The sequence below is a fragment of the uncultured Algibacter sp. genome (genome assembly GCF_947487605.1).
GTDB lineage: Bacteria > Bacteroidota > Bacteroidia > Flavobacteriales > Flavobacteriaceae > Algibacter_D.
This window is the reverse complement of sequence record NZ_CANKXK010000002.1, coordinates 38,581-55,063: the sequence shown is the minus strand read 5'-3', so window position 1 is coordinate 55,063 and position 16,483 is coordinate 38,581. Positions and strand designations below refer to the sequence as shown.

The 16,483-nt window shown below is 31.5% G+C and carries 20 protein-coding genes; 12 read left to right on the top strand and 8 right to left on the bottom strand.

Going from position 1 to position 16,483, the window contains the following annotated elements:
* Positions 1-21 precede the first annotated feature (21 nt).
* The 6 genes from Q0739_RS02510 (at position 22) to Q0739_RS02485 (ending at position 5,586) form a co-directional block, all read left to right on the top strand.
* Positions 22-237: a hypothetical protein gene (locus Q0739_RS02510; RefSeq protein ID WP_298237121.1), complete on the top strand. Its 216-nt coding sequence runs from the start codon at positions 22-24 to the stop codon at positions 235-237.
* A 9-nt stretch (positions 238-246) separates the two neighbouring features.
* Positions 247-1,281, top strand: coding sequence for a ferrochelatase (gene hemH, locus Q0739_RS02505; RefSeq protein WP_298237120.1), 1,035 nt, complete (start codon positions 247-249; stop codon positions 1,279-1,281).
* Between the two features lies 1 nt (position 1,282).
* Positions 1,283-1,831 (top strand): CopD family protein, encoded by a 549-nt coding sequence (locus Q0739_RS02500; protein ID WP_298237119.1) that lies wholly within the window; start codon positions 1,283-1,285, stop codon positions 1,829-1,831.
* Between the two features lie 133 nt (positions 1,832-1,964).
* Positions 1,965-3,416, top strand: coding sequence for a HAMP domain-containing sensor histidine kinase (locus tag Q0739_RS02495; protein ID WP_298237118.1), 1,452 nt, complete (start codon positions 1,965-1,967; stop codon positions 3,414-3,416).
* A 157-nt stretch (positions 3,417-3,573) separates the two neighbouring features.
* Positions 3,574-4,356, top strand: coding sequence for an enoyl-CoA hydratase-related protein (locus Q0739_RS02490; protein ID WP_298237117.1), 783 nt, complete (start codon positions 3,574-3,576; stop codon positions 4,354-4,356).
* A gap of 156 nt (positions 4,357-4,512) precedes the next feature.
* On the top strand, positions 4,513-5,586 hold the full coding sequence (locus Q0739_RS02485; protein ID WP_298237116.1) for a PA0069 family radical SAM protein: 1,074 nt from the start codon (positions 4,513-4,515) through the stop codon (positions 5,584-5,586).
* 64 nt (positions 5,587-5,650) lie between these two features.
* Here the strand turns inward: Q0739_RS02485 and Q0739_RS02480 are convergent, their stop codons facing one another.
* Both Q0739_RS02480 and Q0739_RS02475 read right to left on the bottom strand, forming a co-directional pair.
* The gene (locus Q0739_RS02480; RefSeq protein WP_298237115.1) at positions 5,651-6,265 is read right to left on the bottom strand and encodes a hypothetical protein; all 615 of its coding nucleotides are present in this window, start codon (positions 6,263-6,265) and stop codon (positions 5,651-5,653) included.
* Between the two features lie 292 nt (positions 6,266-6,557).
* The gene (locus Q0739_RS02475) at positions 6,558-7,160 is read right to left on the bottom strand and encodes a hypothetical protein (RefSeq protein WP_298237114.1); all 603 of its coding nucleotides are present in this window, start codon (positions 7,158-7,160) and stop codon (positions 6,558-6,560) included.
* Between the two features lie 203 nt (positions 7,161-7,363).
* Here Q0739_RS02475 and Q0739_RS02470 point away from each other — a divergent pair, with 203 nt between their 5' ends.
* The gene (locus Q0739_RS02470; RefSeq protein WP_298237113.1) at positions 7,364-8,239 is read left to right on the top strand and encodes an AraC family transcriptional regulator; all 876 of its coding nucleotides are present in this window, start codon (positions 7,364-7,366) and stop codon (positions 8,237-8,239) included.
* Between the two features lie 13 nt (positions 8,240-8,252).
* Positions 8,253-8,423: a hypothetical protein gene (locus Q0739_RS02465; RefSeq protein WP_298237112.1), complete on the top strand. Its 171-nt coding sequence runs from the start codon at positions 8,253-8,255 to the stop codon at positions 8,421-8,423.
* Positions 8,424-8,732: 309 nt separating this feature from the next.
* Here Q0739_RS02465 and Q0739_RS02460 read toward each other — a convergent pair whose 3' ends face one another.
* The 5 genes from Q0739_RS02460 to Q0739_RS02440 form a co-directional block, all read right to left on the bottom strand.
* On the bottom strand, positions 8,733-9,389 hold the full coding sequence (locus Q0739_RS02460) for an HD domain-containing protein (protein WP_298237111.1): 657 nt from the start codon (positions 9,387-9,389) through the stop codon (positions 8,733-8,735).
* A gap of 5 nt (positions 9,390-9,394) precedes the next feature.
* Positions 9,395-10,396, bottom strand: a complete 1,002-nt coding sequence (locus Q0739_RS02455; protein WP_298237110.1) for an acyl-ACP desaturase — start codon at positions 10,394-10,396, stop codon at positions 9,395-9,397.
* A 9-nt stretch (positions 10,397-10,405) separates the two neighbouring features.
* The gene (locus Q0739_RS02450; RefSeq protein ID WP_298237109.1) at positions 10,406-11,143 is read right to left on the bottom strand and encodes a lysophospholipid acyltransferase family protein; all 738 of its coding nucleotides are present in this window, start codon (positions 11,141-11,143) and stop codon (positions 10,406-10,408) included.
* A 25-nt stretch (positions 11,144-11,168) separates the two neighbouring features.
* Entirely contained in the window at positions 11,169-11,570 is a 402-nt protein-coding gene (locus Q0739_RS02445; protein ID WP_298237108.1) for a hypothetical protein, read from the bottom strand.
* Between the two features lie 101 nt (positions 11,571-11,671).
* Complete coding sequence (locus tag Q0739_RS02440; protein ID WP_298237107.1) at positions 11,672-12,082, bottom strand: BrxA/BrxB family bacilliredoxin; 411 nt, start codon at positions 12,080-12,082, stop codon at positions 11,672-11,674.
* A gap of 117 nt (positions 12,083-12,199) precedes the next feature.
* On the opposite strand from Q0739_RS02440, the gene Q0739_RS02435 reads away from it, so the two are divergent.
* The 4 genes from Q0739_RS02435 (at position 12,200) to Q0739_RS15055 (ending at position 15,661) form a co-directional block, all read left to right on the top strand.
* The gene (locus Q0739_RS02435; RefSeq protein ID WP_298237106.1) at positions 12,200-12,976 is read left to right on the top strand and encodes a TerB family tellurite resistance protein; all 777 of its coding nucleotides are present in this window, start codon (positions 12,200-12,202) and stop codon (positions 12,974-12,976) included.
* A gap of 8 nt (positions 12,977-12,984) precedes the next feature.
* The gene (locus tag Q0739_RS02430; RefSeq protein WP_298237105.1) at positions 12,985-13,308 is read left to right on the top strand and encodes a TraR/DksA C4-type zinc finger protein; all 324 of its coding nucleotides are present in this window, start codon (positions 12,985-12,987) and stop codon (positions 13,306-13,308) included.
* A gap of 62 nt (positions 13,309-13,370) precedes the next feature.
* Positions 13,371-13,910: a sigma-70 family RNA polymerase sigma factor gene (locus Q0739_RS02425; protein ID WP_298237104.1), complete on the top strand. Its 540-nt coding sequence runs from the start codon at positions 13,371-13,373 to the stop codon at positions 13,908-13,910.
* Positions 13,911-13,921: 11 nt separating this feature from the next.
* The gene (locus Q0739_RS15055; protein ID WP_366140758.1) at positions 13,922-15,661 is read left to right on the top strand and encodes an energy transducer TonB; all 1,740 of its coding nucleotides are present in this window, start codon (positions 13,922-13,924) and stop codon (positions 15,659-15,661) included.
* Here the strand turns inward: Q0739_RS15055 and Q0739_RS02415 are convergent.
* Positions 15,658-16,464: a HEAT repeat domain-containing protein gene (locus Q0739_RS02415; RefSeq protein WP_298237103.1), complete on the bottom strand. Its 807-nt coding sequence runs from the start codon at positions 16,462-16,464 to the stop codon at positions 15,658-15,660. The genes Q0739_RS15055 and Q0739_RS02415 overlap by 4 nt on opposite strands.
* Positions 16,465-16,483: the final 19 nt, after the last annotated feature.

The window sequence follows — 16,483 nt, the reverse complement described above, 5'->3', positions numbered from 1 at the left end:
GCGGAATATAAATTTAATAACATGAAGTATTTAACCCCAGAAATAGAAGCATTATCCAAAAATATTCAAGGTAAATCATTAGCACGCACTAATGTGTCTTGTGGTATTTTTCAAGATTGTAATCCTTCAGAAGAGAGACCTAGTTTATTTCATCAAGAGAAAATAGTATTAAATAGTTTGGAGTTAGGTAAGCTAAAATTATTTAATTGCTTATTGTGTCGTATTTTTGGAAAATAATAAAGCTATATGAAAAAAGGAGTTTTACTAGTTAATCTTGGTTCACCTGATAGTCCAGAACCAAAAGATGTAAAAAAGTATTTAGGTGAGTTCTTAATGGATGAGCGTGTTATTGATATTCCTTTGGTGGCAAGAACAGCCTTAGTTAAAGGAATTATTTTGAATACGCGCCCAAAGCAATCGGCTGCTGCCTATAAAAAAATATGGTGGAAAGAAGGATCTCCACTAATTGTTTTATCTAAAAGACTTCAAAATAAAGTACAAAAACAAGTTGAAATACCTGTAGCCTTAGCAATGCGTTACGGCAGCATGACTATAAAAAAAGGACTTCAAGAATTGGTTAATAAAGGCGTACAAGAAGTATTACTTTTCCCATTATACCCACAATTCGCGATGGCAACTACCGAAACTATTACGGTATTGGCCGAAGAATTACGTCAACAACATTTCCCAAATTTAAAAATAGAATCGATTCCAGCGTTTTATAATAAACCAGATTATATTGAGGTGCTTTCAAATTCTATAAAAAAGCATTTAAAAGATAAAAAATACGAACACCTGTTGTTTTCATATCACGGTGTTCCAGAAAGGCATATTAGAAAAAGCGATGTAACAAAATCGCATTGTAAAATTGATGGGAGTTGCTGTGTCACACCTTCAAAAGCGCATGAGTTTTGTTATAAACATCAATGTTTAGAAGTTACTAGATTGGTTGCCGAAAAGCTTCAATTAGATGCAAGAACTTATTCCACCTCATTCCAGTCTCGATTAGGTTTTGACCCTTGGTTGCTGCCATACACAGATAGAACGATAGAGCGATTAGGAAAACAAGGTATTAAAAACATGGCAATTGTAACACCAGCTTTTGTTAGTGATTGTTTAGAAACACTTGAAGAAATTGCTATGGAAGGACAAGAGATATTCCATGAAATGGGAGGAAAAGATTTTACAACCGTACCATGTTTAAACGACGATGATGAATTTGTTGGGTTACTTTCTAATTGGATTAACGATTGGACAAAATCTCCAGTAGAAATAAATTGATATGGAATACTACCTTTACATAAAATCATTCCATCTCATTTTTGTAATAACTTGGTTTGCGGGGTTGTTTTATATTCCTAGGCTTTTTGTATACCAAATCGAAGCATTTTATAAACCATCGCCAGATAAAGAAATCCTGGGAAAACAACTTAAGCTTATGACCAAACGATTGTGGTATATAATTACATGGCCATCGGCTATCTTAGCAACATTATTCGCCATTTGGTTGCTTGTTTTACAACCGTATTGGTTGGAACAATCATGGATGCAGGTAAAATTAGGTTTTGTTGTTTTGCTTATAATCTATCACTTAAAAACACATCAATACTTTAGGCAACTTCAGCAAGATGAGGTTAAAAAAACCTCTAGCTTTATGCGTATTTGGAATGAAGGAGCGACATTCATTTTGTTCGCAGTTATATTTTTAGTGGTTTTAAAAAGTGCAATTAATTGGGTTTGGGGTGTTATTGGTATTATAGTATTAGGTGTTCTCATCATGCTAGGTTTTAAACTTTATAAGAACATTAGAGATAAAAATCCTGAAGCTTAAAAATTAAAAAACCAATATTTAAATCCTAAATTCCAAAGCGAACTCTGTTAGAATTTGGGGTTTTGTTTTTTCGAATTTTATCCGAAGGGTTTTTGGTTTGATTATTGCTATATTTAATGCATCAATATTTAGGATGAAATTAAAAAAACTTTCCCTACGAACACGTATATTCATAGCTATGATACTTTTAGTATTATTAGCTTCTATACTTATTGCTGCGGTAGCTATTTATCAATATAACGAAGAAACTAAAGATTACCATGTACAACGACTTGAACGCAAGGAAAAAGCAATAAAAAGAAATATAGATTTTGTTATTCGTGAAACATCTTTCGAAGTTATTCCACAAAAGATTCCGTTTATTTTTAAAAGTGAAATCCATAAAATTGCAGATATACATAATCAACAAATAAATCTTTACGATTTAGAAGGAGGTATTCTAAAAACCTCAAGGGCATCATTTGTTGCAGACTCTATTCAAGATTGTTTAAGCGCCAATATTTTAAATGAATTAGCAAATACTGCCGATCATAGATATATAGAAAAGATTGATAAAGATGGAAAAACATATCAATCGTCCTACACCTATTTCATGGATCATAAATCGAATGCACTTGGCATTTTAAATTTACCGTATTTAGAGAACGACGATTTCTTAGCAAAAGAACTCAATGAATTTTTAGAACGCTTAGGTTATGCGTATCTTTTGGTATTATTTACGGCCATCTTTATTGCTTTTTTGTTATCGAAATATATCACAAGATCATTAAAAACTATAAGCGACAAGATAAATGCGACGCGATTAGAAAGACGCAACGAAAAAATTGAAATAGATGATACTAGCGAAGAAATTTCTACACTTGTAAATTCTTATAATAGTATGATTGATGAGCTGGAAGATAGCGCCGTTCAGTTAGCAAAAAGCGAACGAGAACAAGCATGGAGAGAAATGGCTAAGCAAGTGGCACATGAGATAAAAAACCCACTCACGCCAATGCGGCTTACAGTTCAAAATTTTCAAAGGAAATTTAATCCTGAAGACCCAAAAATTAACTTAAAAGTAGATGAATATAGTAAAACACTTATACAGCAAATAGATACTATGAGCTCTATAGCATCTGCATTTTCTAATTTTGCAAAAATGCCTGCGCAGCAAAATGAAACCCTTAATGTTGTAAAAATCGTAAAATTAGCTTTAGATATTTTTAATGAAAATTATATCGTATTTAATGCAGAGGCTGAAGAAATAATTGCCAAATTTGATAGAACACAACTTATACGTGTGGTTACTAATCTAGTTAAAAATGGTATTCAGGCAATTCCAGAAGATACAACACCAAAAATTGTTGTAACCGTTAGCGAGAAAAAAGCCAAGGTAGTTATAACCGTTAGCGATAATGGTTCTGGTGTATCCGAAGAAAACAAAAGTAAAGTCTTTGAACCAAAGTTTACTACCAAAACAAGTGGAATGGGTCTTGGTTTAGCCATGGTAAAAAACATAGTTGAAACATATAAAGGAAGCATCACTTTTAAATCTGAAAAAGATAGGGGCACGGTATTTAAAGTGTCTTTTCCTAAAGATTAATTGGCAGTAAGGAGCATACGTTATGTATTGAACGCGTCGAAATATTTCAACTTACCAAAAGACAAGCTCGGTTTCAACAAGCTCAACTTGACAATAGAATTGTTAATTAACCTTAAAGACTAAAAAAAAGCATAATATCACACTAAGATTGAAGATTATGAATTACAAAAACCTTCTCATCGCAGTTAAAAATGGTGTTTGCATCATTACTATAAATCGTCCGAAGAAATTGAACGCATTAAACAAAGAAACTATTGAAGAGTTACACAAAGCTTTTGATGGGGCTAATAACGATGAAGACACTAAAGTTATCATTCTTACAGGAAGTGGCGAAAAAGCGTTTGTAGCTGGAGCAGATATTAGCGAATTTGCAAATTTTGATGTTGAAGAAGGCGCTGAATTAGCGGCAAAAGGACAAGAATTGTTATTTAATTTTGTTGAAAATTTAGAAACTCCAGTTATTGCTGCCGTAAATGGTTTTGCGCTTGGTGGAGGTCTAGAATTAGCTATGGCTTGTCATTTTAGAATTGCTAGCGATAATGCAAAAGTGGGCTTGCCAGAAGTATCGTTAGGAGTAATCCCTGGTTATGGAGGTACACAACGTTTACCACAATTAATTGGGAAAGGTCGCGCAATGGAAATGATTATGACAGCAGGTATGATTGATGCCAACCAAGCTCTTAATTATGGTTTAGTAAACCATGTAACAACACAAGAGGAATTATTACCGCTTTGCGAAAAAATTGCCTCTAAAATTTATAGAAACTCATCAGTGGCTATAAAAGGTGCTATAAAAGCTATAAATGCCAATTATAATGATGGTGTAAATGGTTTTAAAGTTGAAATTGAAGAGTTTGGCAATTGTTTTCGTACAGCAGATTTTAAAGAAGGTACCTCTGCGTTTTTAGAAAAGCGTAAGGCTGAGTTCCCTGGAAACTAGCAAATATATAACTCACTTCGTTCAAACAAGATTTGCTATTTTTTATAACAAAGAAAAGTTGTTAATAACCCATTTTTACTTTAACAGTTTTCAATACAAATAATAAGTAATTTTAAAGAGCTTCAATAAAAGCATTCAATCTTTAAATTTACTATAATGAACCCAAAATCTGCCATAAAAGGACGTGGCGCACAACTAAATGTTCCTAATCGTTTCTTCGAATTAAGCCATGAAATGCGCGACGATTTTTTAGAATTCTGCAAAAAAGATGGAGAAGAGGCCGATAAAAACAAAACACTTTATTTAGAAGTATTTCCTAAAACCATAGTTAATAAAGTAAAAAGCCCAGATGTAGGGATGGCATATTCTATGAATGCATATCAGGGATGCGAACATGGATGTGTTTACTGTTACGCTAGAAACTCTCATGAATATTGGGGGTATAGTGCAGGTTTAGATTTTGAAAGGCGTATTTTGGTAAAAAAAGAAGCTCCAAAACTTTTGGAAGACCTGTTAAAGAAAAAAAGCTGGAAGGCACATCCCATAATTATGTCTGGGAATACTGATTGTTACCAACCTGCTGAAAAGCAATTTAAAATTACTCGAGCGTGTTTGAAGGTGTTTTTAAAGTATAAACATCCAGTGGGTATTATTACAAAAAACGCTCGAATTTTAGAAGATTTAGATGTGCTTAAGGATTTAGCAAAATACAATTTAATTGGAGTAAATATATCTATCACATCTTTATCTGAAGAGACAAGACGCATTTTAGAGCCCAGAACAGCTACCATTAAAAAACGCTTAGAAACCATTAGAATATTAAGTGAAAACGGAATTCCTGTAAATGTTATGATAGCTCCAATAATACCCTCAATAAATAGTCATGAAATATTGCCATTAGCCAAAGCTGCTTCAGATTATGGTGCGCTTTCAATAGGGCATACTATTGTTAGACTCAATGGAGCTATTGGCGAAATTTTCTCAGACTGGATTAAAAAAACCATGCCAGATAGAGCAGATAAGGTTTTACACCAAATTGAAAGTTGTCATGGAGGAAATTTAAACGATTCTAGATATGGAACAAGAATGCGAGGAGAAGGTAAAATAGCCGAACAGATTAATAATTTGATGAAATTGGCTAGACTAAAGTATTTTAGGGATAAGAAGATACTAAGCTTGAATTGTGACTTACATGAAGCCCATAAATTAGGGCAATTAAAACTGTTTTAAAAAATAAAAAGCGAGCTATTATATTTTAATAACTCACTTTTTAAAAATTAAAGTAACTATTTGTTTAAATTTTAAAGTGTTCTGCAAATTCTCTTCCTTCAGAAAAAATAATTATTTTATAATTACCAGGTACTGTTTTGTCTAATTTATATACACGCTCAATAGTTTGAATGTCTTTTATTTCTTCAGAATAAATCAATTTATAGTTATTAGACAGATAAGAATCGTTTTCAACGTATAATTTGATTTTTAACGGTTCATAATCTAAGGCTAACTTTGAAATGTAAACCATATCACCATCAATTTTTATAATTGGTTTAAATGATACAATAGCCTTTTCTTTGTCAAATACTACAGTATTCGATTTTACATTAAAAGGAATAGTTCTAATTTCTACATCTTTGTCTAATTCGAAAAAGTAAGAACCATCGGGTAATGATGTTAGATCAAACCCCTTTGTGTATGTTCCTGATGTTTTTATAGATTCTTTATATAATATTAGACCATTAGCATCTTTAATTGATAGCAAGTTTCCTTTCTTTACATTAAGTAAAGCAAGTGAAGTTCTGTCAGATTCATTTTTAATAGTAAACGAAGCTTCTTTTGCGAAACCCATAACCGTAGCCAATAGAGCTACCATTAAGATTCCTTTTTTTGTGTTGTTAATTACGTTTTTCATGATTTGGTTTTTTTAACGTTCTACATGACAAATGTATAAGGTTATTTCGAGTCTTAAATCACTGATTTTGATTAATTTATGTGGTATTTTATCTATTGTTTATAGCTTAAATTAAAATAGCATATTGTTTGATTAATACAGCATATTTTCACTTTTTTAGCTAATAGGATAGAGTGGTTGTTTGATAGGAGATAAAAAATGCTGAAAAAGAAAAAGGAAAGAATTGGGCAAATAAAAAGTGGGCCACCACAGCCCACTTTAACAACTAAACTAAACTAAATAAGACATTAAACTAATTATTAATGTTTTCTGTAAATTCTCTTCCTTGAGAATGGTATACTATTTTATAGTTACCTTTTTCCGATAACTTAAATATGCGATTTATTGTTTTGTTTTCTTCAATAACTTCTGAATGTACTAACTCAAAACCTTCATTTTCAGTTTTATAAAATATTCTAATGTTTAAAGATTCGTTATCTAAAGCTAGTTTAGAAACGAAAACTAGATCATTTTCAACTCTAGTTACAGGCTTGAAAATTTTGCTTTCATTTTCCTCTTTAAAAATAACATCATTTGAAAACACTGTAAATGGAATAGTATTTATCTCTAAATCTTTATTCATTTCAAAAAAATAGTCTCCATTTGGTAACGCAGATAAATCGAATCCTTTAGTATATATTCCAGAATGATCTATCATTTCTTTGTACAACTTAGTTCCGTAGATATCTTTTATTGTTAATACATTGCCTTTTTTTACATTAATAAAAGTAATGGCTGATTTTTTAGCCTCTTTATTAATTATAGGATTATTTAAGTTATTAGAGAAACCCATAACTGTAGCAGACATTGCTAACATTAAGATTCCTTTTTTTAGGTTAATAGTTACGTTTTTCATGATTTGGTATTTGTAACGTTTTACAAGGCAAAGATAGGGGGTGTTTACAAAGTGGATAACATCAATTTTGGCTAATTTGTATGTTATTTTAACTGTTAAGACAATGTTAAGGCGGTGTTATGATAAAATAACATATAATATAGGTAATTTTATATATAATGTATGCATAATAATTTTTATTTTTGTAATAAAATTAACCTATTATGATTAATAAAAAACCAACACTAAAAAAACTAAGCCCTAGTTTTGGAAGTTCACTTTTGGTTAATCAACATATAAAGAATGTAGACAAGAATGATGCTTATTGGCATTTTCATCCTGAACTCGAATTAGTATATATAAATAAGGGACAAGGTAAAACACATATTGGTAACCATTTATCTTATTTTAATAATAGTCAGCTATTATTATTAGGGTCTAATTTGCCACATAATGGCTTCACAGATAGATTAACAGCTAATGGCACAGAAACCACCATACATTTTAAATCTAATTTTTTAGGAAATGATTTTATTGACATTCCAGAGATGGCTAATGTTAAATCGTTATTTGACCGAGCAAAAAAAGGAATTCGTTTTAAAGTTGAAACAAAACAAATTATAGGGCCTAAAATTGATAATTTACTCGAGTATACTGGCTTGGAGCGCGTAATTAAGTTTTTAGAAATACTAAATTTTCTTGCTTTCACAGATGATTATTCTCTTTTAAATGCAGATGGATTTGCATTTGAAGCCGAAGCACAGGATAGTGCTAAAATTGCTATTATTTTTAAACATGTTAATGCGAATTTCCAAAACCACATTAGTCTAGATGAAATAGCCGATAAAGTTAGTATGACGGTACCAGCTTTTTGTAGGTATTTTAAAAAGGCAACTGGAAAAACTTTTACTCAATTAGTTAATGAATACCGTGTAGTTCATGCTACAAAGTTATTATCAGAGGATAGCCAGATGAGTATTACAGATATTTGTTTTGAATGTGGATTTAATAACTTCTCTCACTTTAATAAAACCTTTAGCGATATAACTGGTAAGAGTGCTTCTCATTATAGAAAAGAAATAAAACTTATAATTCAATAAATTTTAAAAACTTATGGACAAGATAAATGAAGCATTAAAATACTACTTCTATAAAAGAAAAGGAATATTGGACTATATCAATAAAAATAATGATTTAAAGGCGGAAGATATAATTGAAAATGCTGAAGAATTATCTATCTTAGAATATAAAATTACTGCCCTTCAAGTTGCACAAGAGAATTAAGTATTTAGTATGTTATAAATGCGAAAAACCTTTTACCTAAGTAAAGGTTTTTTATACGTTATTTAATTTCAAACCAAACAAGTAATAATCCCGTTATAATAGGTAATGATAATATTAGAAATACTATAAATATAATATTGTCTCGTCCCAATACTGTTTTATCTTTTATTGTATTTTTCATGATTAAGCTTTTTAAAGTTTAACACTACAAAGATATATTGAGAGATTGATGTATTAAGCATCCATTTTGACCTATTGTGATGCTATTTTACCTTTTGAATAGAGGTTAATATTCTGTTAATTAAACCATTACAATTCCCCATTCCATTCGCCGTAAAACTGATTTAAAAAATCTAACATATAATCATGTCTGTTTTTCGCAATTTGTTTCCCAGTTTTGGTATTCATTTTATCCTTAAGAAGAAGAAGCTTTTCGTAGAAATGGTTTATTGTTGGTGAATTTGAAGCTTTATATATTTCTTTACTCATATTCAAGTTAGGAGCAATATCGGGATCATAAAGGACTCTATTCTTGAAGCCACCAAAATTAAAACACCTTGCAATACCAATAGCTCCAATAGCATCTAACCGATCGGCATCTTGAACGACTTTTAATTCTTCAGAAATAAATAACTTGGTGTTTTCTAAAGATTTATTGAATGATATATTTTCAATAATATTAACAACATGCTCTATCACTAATGAATCAACATTATGTTTGAAAAGGAATTCACGCGCTAATTTTGGACCTATACTTTCATCGCCATTATAAAATTTACTATCTGCAATATCGTGAAGTAAGGCTCCTAATTGAACCACAAACAGGTCTACATTTTCATTTTTAGCAATAAGTAAAGCGTTGTTAAATACCCTTTGTATATGAAACCAATCATGTCCACCTTCAGCATTGGCTAAGGTTTCTTTTACAAATTCTATCGTTTTTTTAATTATTTCCTCAGAAGACATTGCTACTATTTCGCAATCGCTGGTTCAACCCATTTAAACTGATAAGAGTTTTCAGGAATCTTTATGCGCTCCGACAAACGATACATTCTAGCTGGTAGTTTCATTAAGTAATCTCTAGCTTTTTCAGCTTCATCGGTTAGGTTGGTAATTTTATCAATCTCCCATCTATTTATAAGCTTTTGCAAAATATCTACATAATCTCTAGAAGTATAAACGCCAATGCGTTGAGCAGTATTAGAAAACTCTTCAAAAGCAGAACTTATTTGACCGCCAGATTCTCTTAAAAAATGAGCAGGCATCGTTATTTTTTGTTTCATCATGTAGTGGAAAGCCATCATCATTTGGCTGGGATCTACTTTAAAAATGCGTTCCACAAATTCAGAATATGCATTATGGTGACGCATTTCATCTCCAGATATAATTTTACACATTTTAGATAGGCGTTTATTGCCTTTTTCTTTTGCAAGTTTAGCTACACGATTATGTGAAATATAAGTTGCTAATTCTTGAAAGCTTGTGTAAACAAAATTTTTGTAAGGATCTCTATCTGTGCCAATATCGAAGCCATCTGCAATTAGGTGGTGGGTGGTCTTTTCAATTTCTTTCATGTTAACGCGTCCAGATAAATAAAGGTATTTATTCAAGACATCGCCATGTCTATTTTCTTCGGCAGTCCATTGTTTTACCCATTTAGACCAACCGTTTCCGCCACCATTTACTTGATCGACCCCTTCAACATCCATGAGCCATGATTCATAGGTTGGTAAAGCTTCTTCAGTAATCATATCACCTACTAACACTACCCAAAAGTCGTATGGGAGTTCCTTTGCTAATTCCCGTATTTCTGTTAATTCTTCGAAAAAAGCACCATCACTTGTTTCAGAATTTGGTAAAAAATCTGTTGGTTGCCAAATACTATCTATCGGAATTAGATACTTTTCCATTAAGGCATCAACATCTTTTTCTAAAAAGTTCATGACTTCCAATCTTACATTTTTCAACGACATAATATATTTTTAAGGGTGAATATGGGCTTTTATAGTGCTTTCAATATTATCTATAACTACTTGCTTATCTGCAAAGGTAGCTAATTTTAGAGGCTTATGAACTTTAAAAGTAATATGAGTTCCTAAACCCATAGGAAATTTACCATAACGCACTATTTTCCAAGAATTATTAATAGAAATAGGGACTATTAATGCTGAAGGTACTTTTTTAAATAGAATCTCTAGTCCCTTTGTTTGAAAAGGTTTAGGGGTACCGTCTTTACTTCTTGTCCCCTCAGGAAAAATAACAGCAGCACGTTTGGTTTTTTCTATATACTCACCAAATTTCATGATAGCAGGAAGCGATTGTCTTGGGTTTTTACGGTCTATTAAAACAGAACCACCATGACGTAAGTTATATGAAACACTAGGGATGCCTTTCCCAAGCTCTTTTTTGCTAATAAACTTTGTATGATGCTTTCGCATATACCACATTATTGGTGATATATCGTACATACTTTGATGATTTGCAACAATTATTAGCGGCTTGTCTGTAGGAATGTTATGGGGGTTATTAAATGTAAAACGTGTGCCTAATATATTGGCACATCGCATTAAACAAAATTGTAATGCGTCCACAGATTTTTTGTGCGCTTGGTAACCAATAACATTGAAGCAAAACCACTGGATAGGGTGAAATATTACTAATGTTAGTAAAAAAAAGATGTTATATATAATAGTAAGGGGATAAGATATAAGTTTTATCATGCCCCAAAAATAAATAAACTAACCTTTAGAACACAGGAACGCAGGTGTTATTTTTGCATTCCACGCTTGATGGTAGTTGAGCAAGAGAACAATCTGATACGATACCCCATTTGGTGTTAAAAGCATCTTCTTTGTTATTATAATTTTCAATTAAGGCTTCTAGTTTATCGGTATCAATTGAGGTTGAATAAATTATGTAACTCCATGGACCTCCACAAGGTTTGCTTCCAAAGGCCGAAAATTTACATTCCGAAGTTTCATTACATACAGAACTGCTTGCTAAATTTTCAATTTCAGTTTTTAACATGGTTAATTCCTGATGCTCTACTTCCTGTGTAGGTAAATCAATATCGTCATCACACTGCGTTGAAACTAATAGTAAAAAAAAGAATGGGACTAAAAAATAATTGAATACTGATTTTTTCATTGTAATAGAATTTACTTTTTAGATGTAACAAAACTAAAAAGGTTGCGTAAAAACAAAAAACCACGATTTTATCGTGGTTTTTTGTTTGATTCGTTATTGAATTAACAATGCTCATTATAAGCATCAACAAGATTTTCTGCAATTAATTCTGCAGGTCTTCCTTCTATGTGATGACGTTCTAGCATATGAACCAATTCTCCATCTTTAAACAGAGCCATACTTGGTGAACTTGGTGGAAAAGGAATCATATAACCACGTGCAGCATCAACCGCTTCTTTGTCAACACCTGCAAAAACCGTTACGATATGATCTGGTTTTTTTGCGTTTTGTAAACTCATTCTAGCTCCTGGTCTTGCATTGGCTGCAGCACAACCACATACCGAATTTACCACTACAAGTGTAGTGCCTTCTTTTGCTAAAGCTGTGTTAACCGCCTCGACAGTATGCAATTCTTCAAAACCAACTTTGGTTAAATCCTCGCGCATGGGCTTTACTAATTCTGCTGGATACATATTTTAAATTTTATAATTAACAATTTTAGACTGCAAAGATACCAATTGTGTAACAATATGATATAATTATCAACTAACTAATATTATATTTGGCCATAATTAAAATCTATTATTTACATGAGTTTTTCAAAATGGATAGGAGCCTCTATTGGCTGGTCGTTTGGAGGTCCAATAGGCGCAATTATTGGATTGGCACTGGGAAGTGTTGTTGATGCTATGGCGGATGGAAAGAACAGTCCTTTTTTAGGCGAAGGGCAATCTACACGACAAGGGAGACCGACTTATAGAACTCAACCAAGACAACGCCCTCAAACTCAATCGGGAGATTTTGAAGTAAGCTTACTAATATTAGCTTCTGTAGTTATTAAAGCAGATGGTGTTCAAGACCAGCGCGAATTAGATTATGTAAGACAGCAGTTTGTTAATATGTATGGTAAAGAGCGAGCGAATCATGCTTTTAAGCTCTTTAAGAATATTAGTAAACAGGATGTTTCTGTAAGACCAGTATGCTTACAAATTCGCCAAATGATGGATCATCCTTCACGATTGCAACTTATGCATTTTTTATTTGGAATTGCAAAGGCTGATGGCATTGTAACAGAGGACGAAGTGAAACAAATCTATACCATTGCGGGTTATTTAGGCATTAGCTCTAGAGATTACGAAAGTATAAAAGCCATGTTTTATAACAGTAGTGATAATGCTTATAAAGTTTTAGAAATAACTAAAAGTGCTACTGACGATGAGGTAAAAAAAGCCTACCGCAAAATGGCTAAAAAATACCATCCAGATAAAGTGATTCACTTAGGGAAAGAACACCAAAAAGGGGCTGAAGAAAAGTTTAGGCAAGTACAAGCTGCTTATGAGCAGTTACAGAAGGAGCGTGGGTTTTAGTTTTATTGATGGATAAGAAAGACATCAAAATAAAAATAGTAGAAGAAATTTCGAAAACCGAAAAAACAATTTCAGAATATAGAGAGTTAACAAAACCTATAGCTCCAGATGTTTCTATTGGTCGTATTAGCCGTATGGATGCCATTAACAATAAAAGTGTTAACGAAGCTTCTTTACGTCAAGCTGAAATAAAGCTAGGAAATCTAAAACGAGTTCTTGATAGGTTTGGAACAGAAGATTTTGGTATTTGTTTAAAATGCAAGCAATCCATTCCTGTTGGTAGAATTTTAATTCGTCCGCAAAGTTTGCTGTGTGTTAATTGTGCGAGTTAAATTAATTTAAAAGATTAAGGAGACCTTTTAGTATTTTAACCATAAAGTAATAAATGGGTTTTATGAACGATAAAAAAATCTTAGAATTTTTTAAAGATGGTCACCGTGAAAAAGCATTTAGCAAATTATATAGTTTATATCCTAAAATAGAAGCTTTAATTCTCTCTAAAGGTGGAAACAAACAAGATGCATCCGATGTTTTTCAGGAGGCTCTTATTGTATTAAATAGAAATCTGGAAAAATCAGATTTTAAACTAACATCCTCATTTTACACCTATTTATATTCAGTATCTCGATTTATATGGAAGGATACTCAGAAGAAATTTTCAAAACAAGAGCTACATAATTTTAATGACATAGAAATTGAACACTTTCATAGTGTTTTAGAAGAGAAAAAATATCAACTCGCAGAGCGTGCATTCCTCGAATTAGGAGAAAGATGCCGGCAACTATTACAACTGTTTTATTACAAAGCGATGTCTTTTAAAGATATAGCTAATATGATGCAATTTAAATCTGAAAAGATTGCAAAAAACCAGAAGTATAAGTGCTTAACAAAAGCCAAAGACATCTATCGAACTAGTAATTCTATTCAATCTTAATTTAGGACATCATGGAGAATAACATACAAAACATAGAGTTAATAAATGCTTATTTAAACAAAAGACTTTCTGAAAAAGAAATTCAATATTTTGAAAATCGCTTAAAAGCAGATTTCGATTTTAATATACTCTTTAATGAACATGTAACCTTTTTAGAAGGGATAAAGCGCCAGCAATTAAAAGTAGATATTGGAAAAGCAAAACAGTCATATATTAAAAGTAAATGGTTAAAATATTTAGGGTTTACTTCTGGATTAATTATCTTAATTATATCCGTAATTAGTAATATAAATTCTGGTGAATCTATTATTGAAATACCTAACCCAATAAAAAGTGAAGTAAATAATTCTGTTTCGATTTTAGATTCAGTTGTTCCAAATGATAGTATTGAAGAAATTGTTTTTAAAGAGACTATAAAAACTAAACAAACTAAAACAAAAGAAGTAATTGTAAAAAAAGAAATAACAGAAGTTGAAATTCCTAAAAAATCATTTCAAACGTTTACAATTAATCAAAAAAAGGACACGACAATAATTTGCAAAGAGGGAACTAAATTAACTATTAAAGCAAATTCATTTATAACTGATAACAGTAAGATTGCTATTGGAAATGTTGATTTAAAAGTTACTGAGTATTATCAACTTTCAGATATATTGTTAACTAATTTGTCAACACAATCTGATGGTAAACTTTTGGAAACAGGAGGTATGTTAAATCTTGAAGCATTTAGTGATGATAGACCTTTAAAGTTAAAACAAAATTCTAGTATTGATATTTTGTTTCCAACCAACAAGAAGAATATGAAATTGTTTACTGGAGAATTGAATAAAGGAAATATTAATTGGAGTCTTGCAGATGTTAATGAAGAGGTTGAACCAACTATTGAGGAGATAGAAGTTATTGAAGAAGATATTGATGTTCCATTTGCGGTAGTTGAAGAAGTTCCAATATATCCAGGTTGTGAGAATGGAAGTAGAACTCAAAGAAAAAATTGTACTAGTGAAGCCATTAGCAAATTTGTTCTAAGAAACTTTAATACTCAAATGGCTGATGATATAGGTTTAGTAGGAAGACAACGGATTAATGTTATTTTTAAGATTGATAAAAACGGTAATATTGTTGATATTCAATCCAGAGCTCCTGAACCTGAACTAGAAATGGAGGCTATTAGAGTTATCACATCACTTCCAAAAATGAAACCAGGAAAACAAAGAGGTAAAGCTGTTTCTGTTCCTTATTCGTTACCAATTATTTTTGAAGCTAATGGAGTTGCAAGTGTTGGTCGTTCAACTATAAACAGAAGAATTCGCGATTCTGTATATAGAAAAAGTTTCGAAACTAGATTAACGGGAAATGATAACGCTAAAGTGTCGATATCCGAGGTTAGTAGTTATATTTTAAGATCTTCAAAATTAGGTTGGATAAATTGCGATAGGTTTGTTAATAGTAGAAATAGAATCAAGTATAAGTTAAAAATTGAAGATGTTAAGGGCATAATAAGGGTAAAGATGGTTTTTAAGTCTATGAGTTCTGTTTTGTCAAGTAGAAGATCTGGTAAAGAATTCGATTTTAGAATGGTTCCTAAAAATGAAGACATTATGCTTATTGCAATAAAACAAAATGAAGGAAAACTATACTTGGATGTTATAGACACAAAAACGGTAGAAAACCCAAATATTGAGTTCAATTTTAAAGAAATAAATTTAGAAAACTTAAAAAGCGAACTAAAGAAGTTGAATAAACTATTCTAAATTTTATAATGCTTATCGATATAATCAATAGCCTCTTGTTGCGTTAAAACAGCAAATTTTTTATAGCGATTATGTACATCAACAATTTCGTCTAAAGCTTTTTCAACTAACGGTTTGTTTTCCCAGGTATTAAGATAAGCAATAACGGTTTTTAAACAACCATTTTTATAAGCTATTTGACCTAGAACATGAATTAAAGTATCAGAAACACGCTTGGTTTTATTAAATTCTAATTCTTTTAAAATCGGCAAAATATCTTGAGGGTGTGTGCGACCGCGTAGTTCAATACCATGGCAAATCTCTCTACGAATCTCTTTATCTGGATGTTTAAGATACGTTTTTGCCCAAGCTAAAACAGGTATAGGGTTCTTTTCCCCCATTTTTTTAACCGAACCAATAACAGCATTTCTTACAGAGTGATGCTTGTCAAACAAACCAATGTCAAAAAAAGATTGCACTTTTTCAAAATGAAATTTACCAATTTCTCCAGCAGCATTAACAACTGTTTGACGCACTTTGTCTGAATCTATACCAGGTGCAGTTGAGGAGTCAGGTTTTAATAAATTGGTTAATGTAGATAGAATAGTATTCTGTAATGCCGGATTAGAATAAAAGAGTTTGCCTATAGCCAAATAGCCTGTTTTTCGAATATAAGTGTCTTCATCAGAAAAATAACGAAGGATGTATTCGGTTTTATTTGAAGATAAATCACAAGCAATTTCTTGATTGATTTTTTCAACCAAAACAATGCGCTCTTCTTTTGATAAATCGTAAAACCCATTTTTAATATTTGAAAAGTACAAATAAAAAAGCCAACTAAAC

Excerpts from the sequence above, each read along its gene's own strand:
- Q0739_RS02435 (WP_298237106.1), top strand. The coding sequence starts at position 12,200 with ATGAGTTTTTCAAAATGGATAGGAGCCTCTATTGGCTGGTCGTTTGGA.
- Q0739_RS02480 (WP_298237115.1), bottom strand. The coding sequence starts at position 6,265 with ATGAAAAACGTAATTAACAACACAAAAAAAGGAATCTTAATGGTAGCT.
- Q0739_RS02475 (WP_298237114.1), bottom strand. The coding sequence starts at position 7,160 with ATGAAAAACGTAACTATTAACCTAAAAAAAGGAATCTTAATGTTAGCA.
- Q0739_RS02425 (WP_298237104.1), top strand. The coding sequence starts at position 13,371 with ATGAACGATAAAAAAATCTTAGAATTTTTTAAAGATGGTCACCGTGAA.
- Q0739_RS02490 (WP_298237117.1), top strand. The coding sequence starts at position 3,574 with ATGAATTACAAAAACCTTCTCATCGCAGTTAAAAATGGTGTTTGCATC.
- hemH (WP_298237120.1), top strand. The coding sequence starts at position 247 with ATGAAAAAAGGAGTTTTACTAGTTAATCTTGGTTCACCTGATAGTCCA.
- Q0739_RS02500 (WP_298237119.1), top strand. The coding sequence starts at position 1,283 with ATGGAATACTACCTTTACATAAAATCATTCCATCTCATTTTTGTAATA.
- Q0739_RS02460 (WP_298237111.1), bottom strand. The coding sequence starts at position 9,389 with ATGTCTTCTGAGGAAATAATTAAAAAAACGATAGAATTTGTAAAAGAA.
- Q0739_RS02440 (WP_298237107.1), bottom strand. The coding sequence starts at position 12,082 with ATGTATCCAGCAGAATTAGTAAAGCCCATGCGCGAGGATTTAACCAAA.
- Q0739_RS02430 (WP_298237105.1), top strand. The coding sequence starts at position 12,985 with ATGGATAAGAAAGACATCAAAATAAAAATAGTAGAAGAAATTTCGAAA.
- Q0739_RS02445 (WP_298237108.1), bottom strand. The coding sequence starts at position 11,570 with ATGAAAAAATCAGTATTCAATTATTTTTTAGTCCCATTCTTTTTTTTA.
- Q0739_RS02485 (WP_298237116.1), top strand. The coding sequence starts at position 4,513 with ATGAACCCAAAATCTGCCATAAAAGGACGTGGCGCACAACTAAATGTT.
- Q0739_RS02455 (WP_298237110.1), bottom strand. The coding sequence starts at position 10,396 with ATGTCGTTGAAAAATGTAAGATTGGAAGTCATGAACTTTTTAGAAAAA.
- Q0739_RS02510 (WP_298237121.1), top strand. The coding sequence starts at position 22 with ATGAAGTATTTAACCCCAGAAATAGAAGCATTATCCAAAAATATTCAA.
- Q0739_RS02450 (WP_298237109.1), bottom strand. The coding sequence starts at position 11,143 with ATGATAAAACTTATATCTTATCCCCTTACTATTATATATAACATCTTT.
- Q0739_RS02465 (WP_298237112.1), top strand. The coding sequence starts at position 8,253 with ATGGACAAGATAAATGAAGCATTAAAATACTACTTCTATAAAAGAAAA.
- Q0739_RS15055 (WP_366140758.1), top strand. The coding sequence starts at position 13,922 with ATGGAGAATAACATACAAAACATAGAGTTAATAAATGCTTATTTAAAC.
- Q0739_RS02495 (WP_298237118.1), top strand. The coding sequence starts at position 1,965 with ATGAAATTAAAAAAACTTTCCCTACGAACACGTATATTCATAGCTATG.
- Q0739_RS02470 (WP_298237113.1), top strand. The coding sequence starts at position 7,364 with ATGATTAATAAAAAACCAACACTAAAAAAACTAAGCCCTAGTTTTGGA.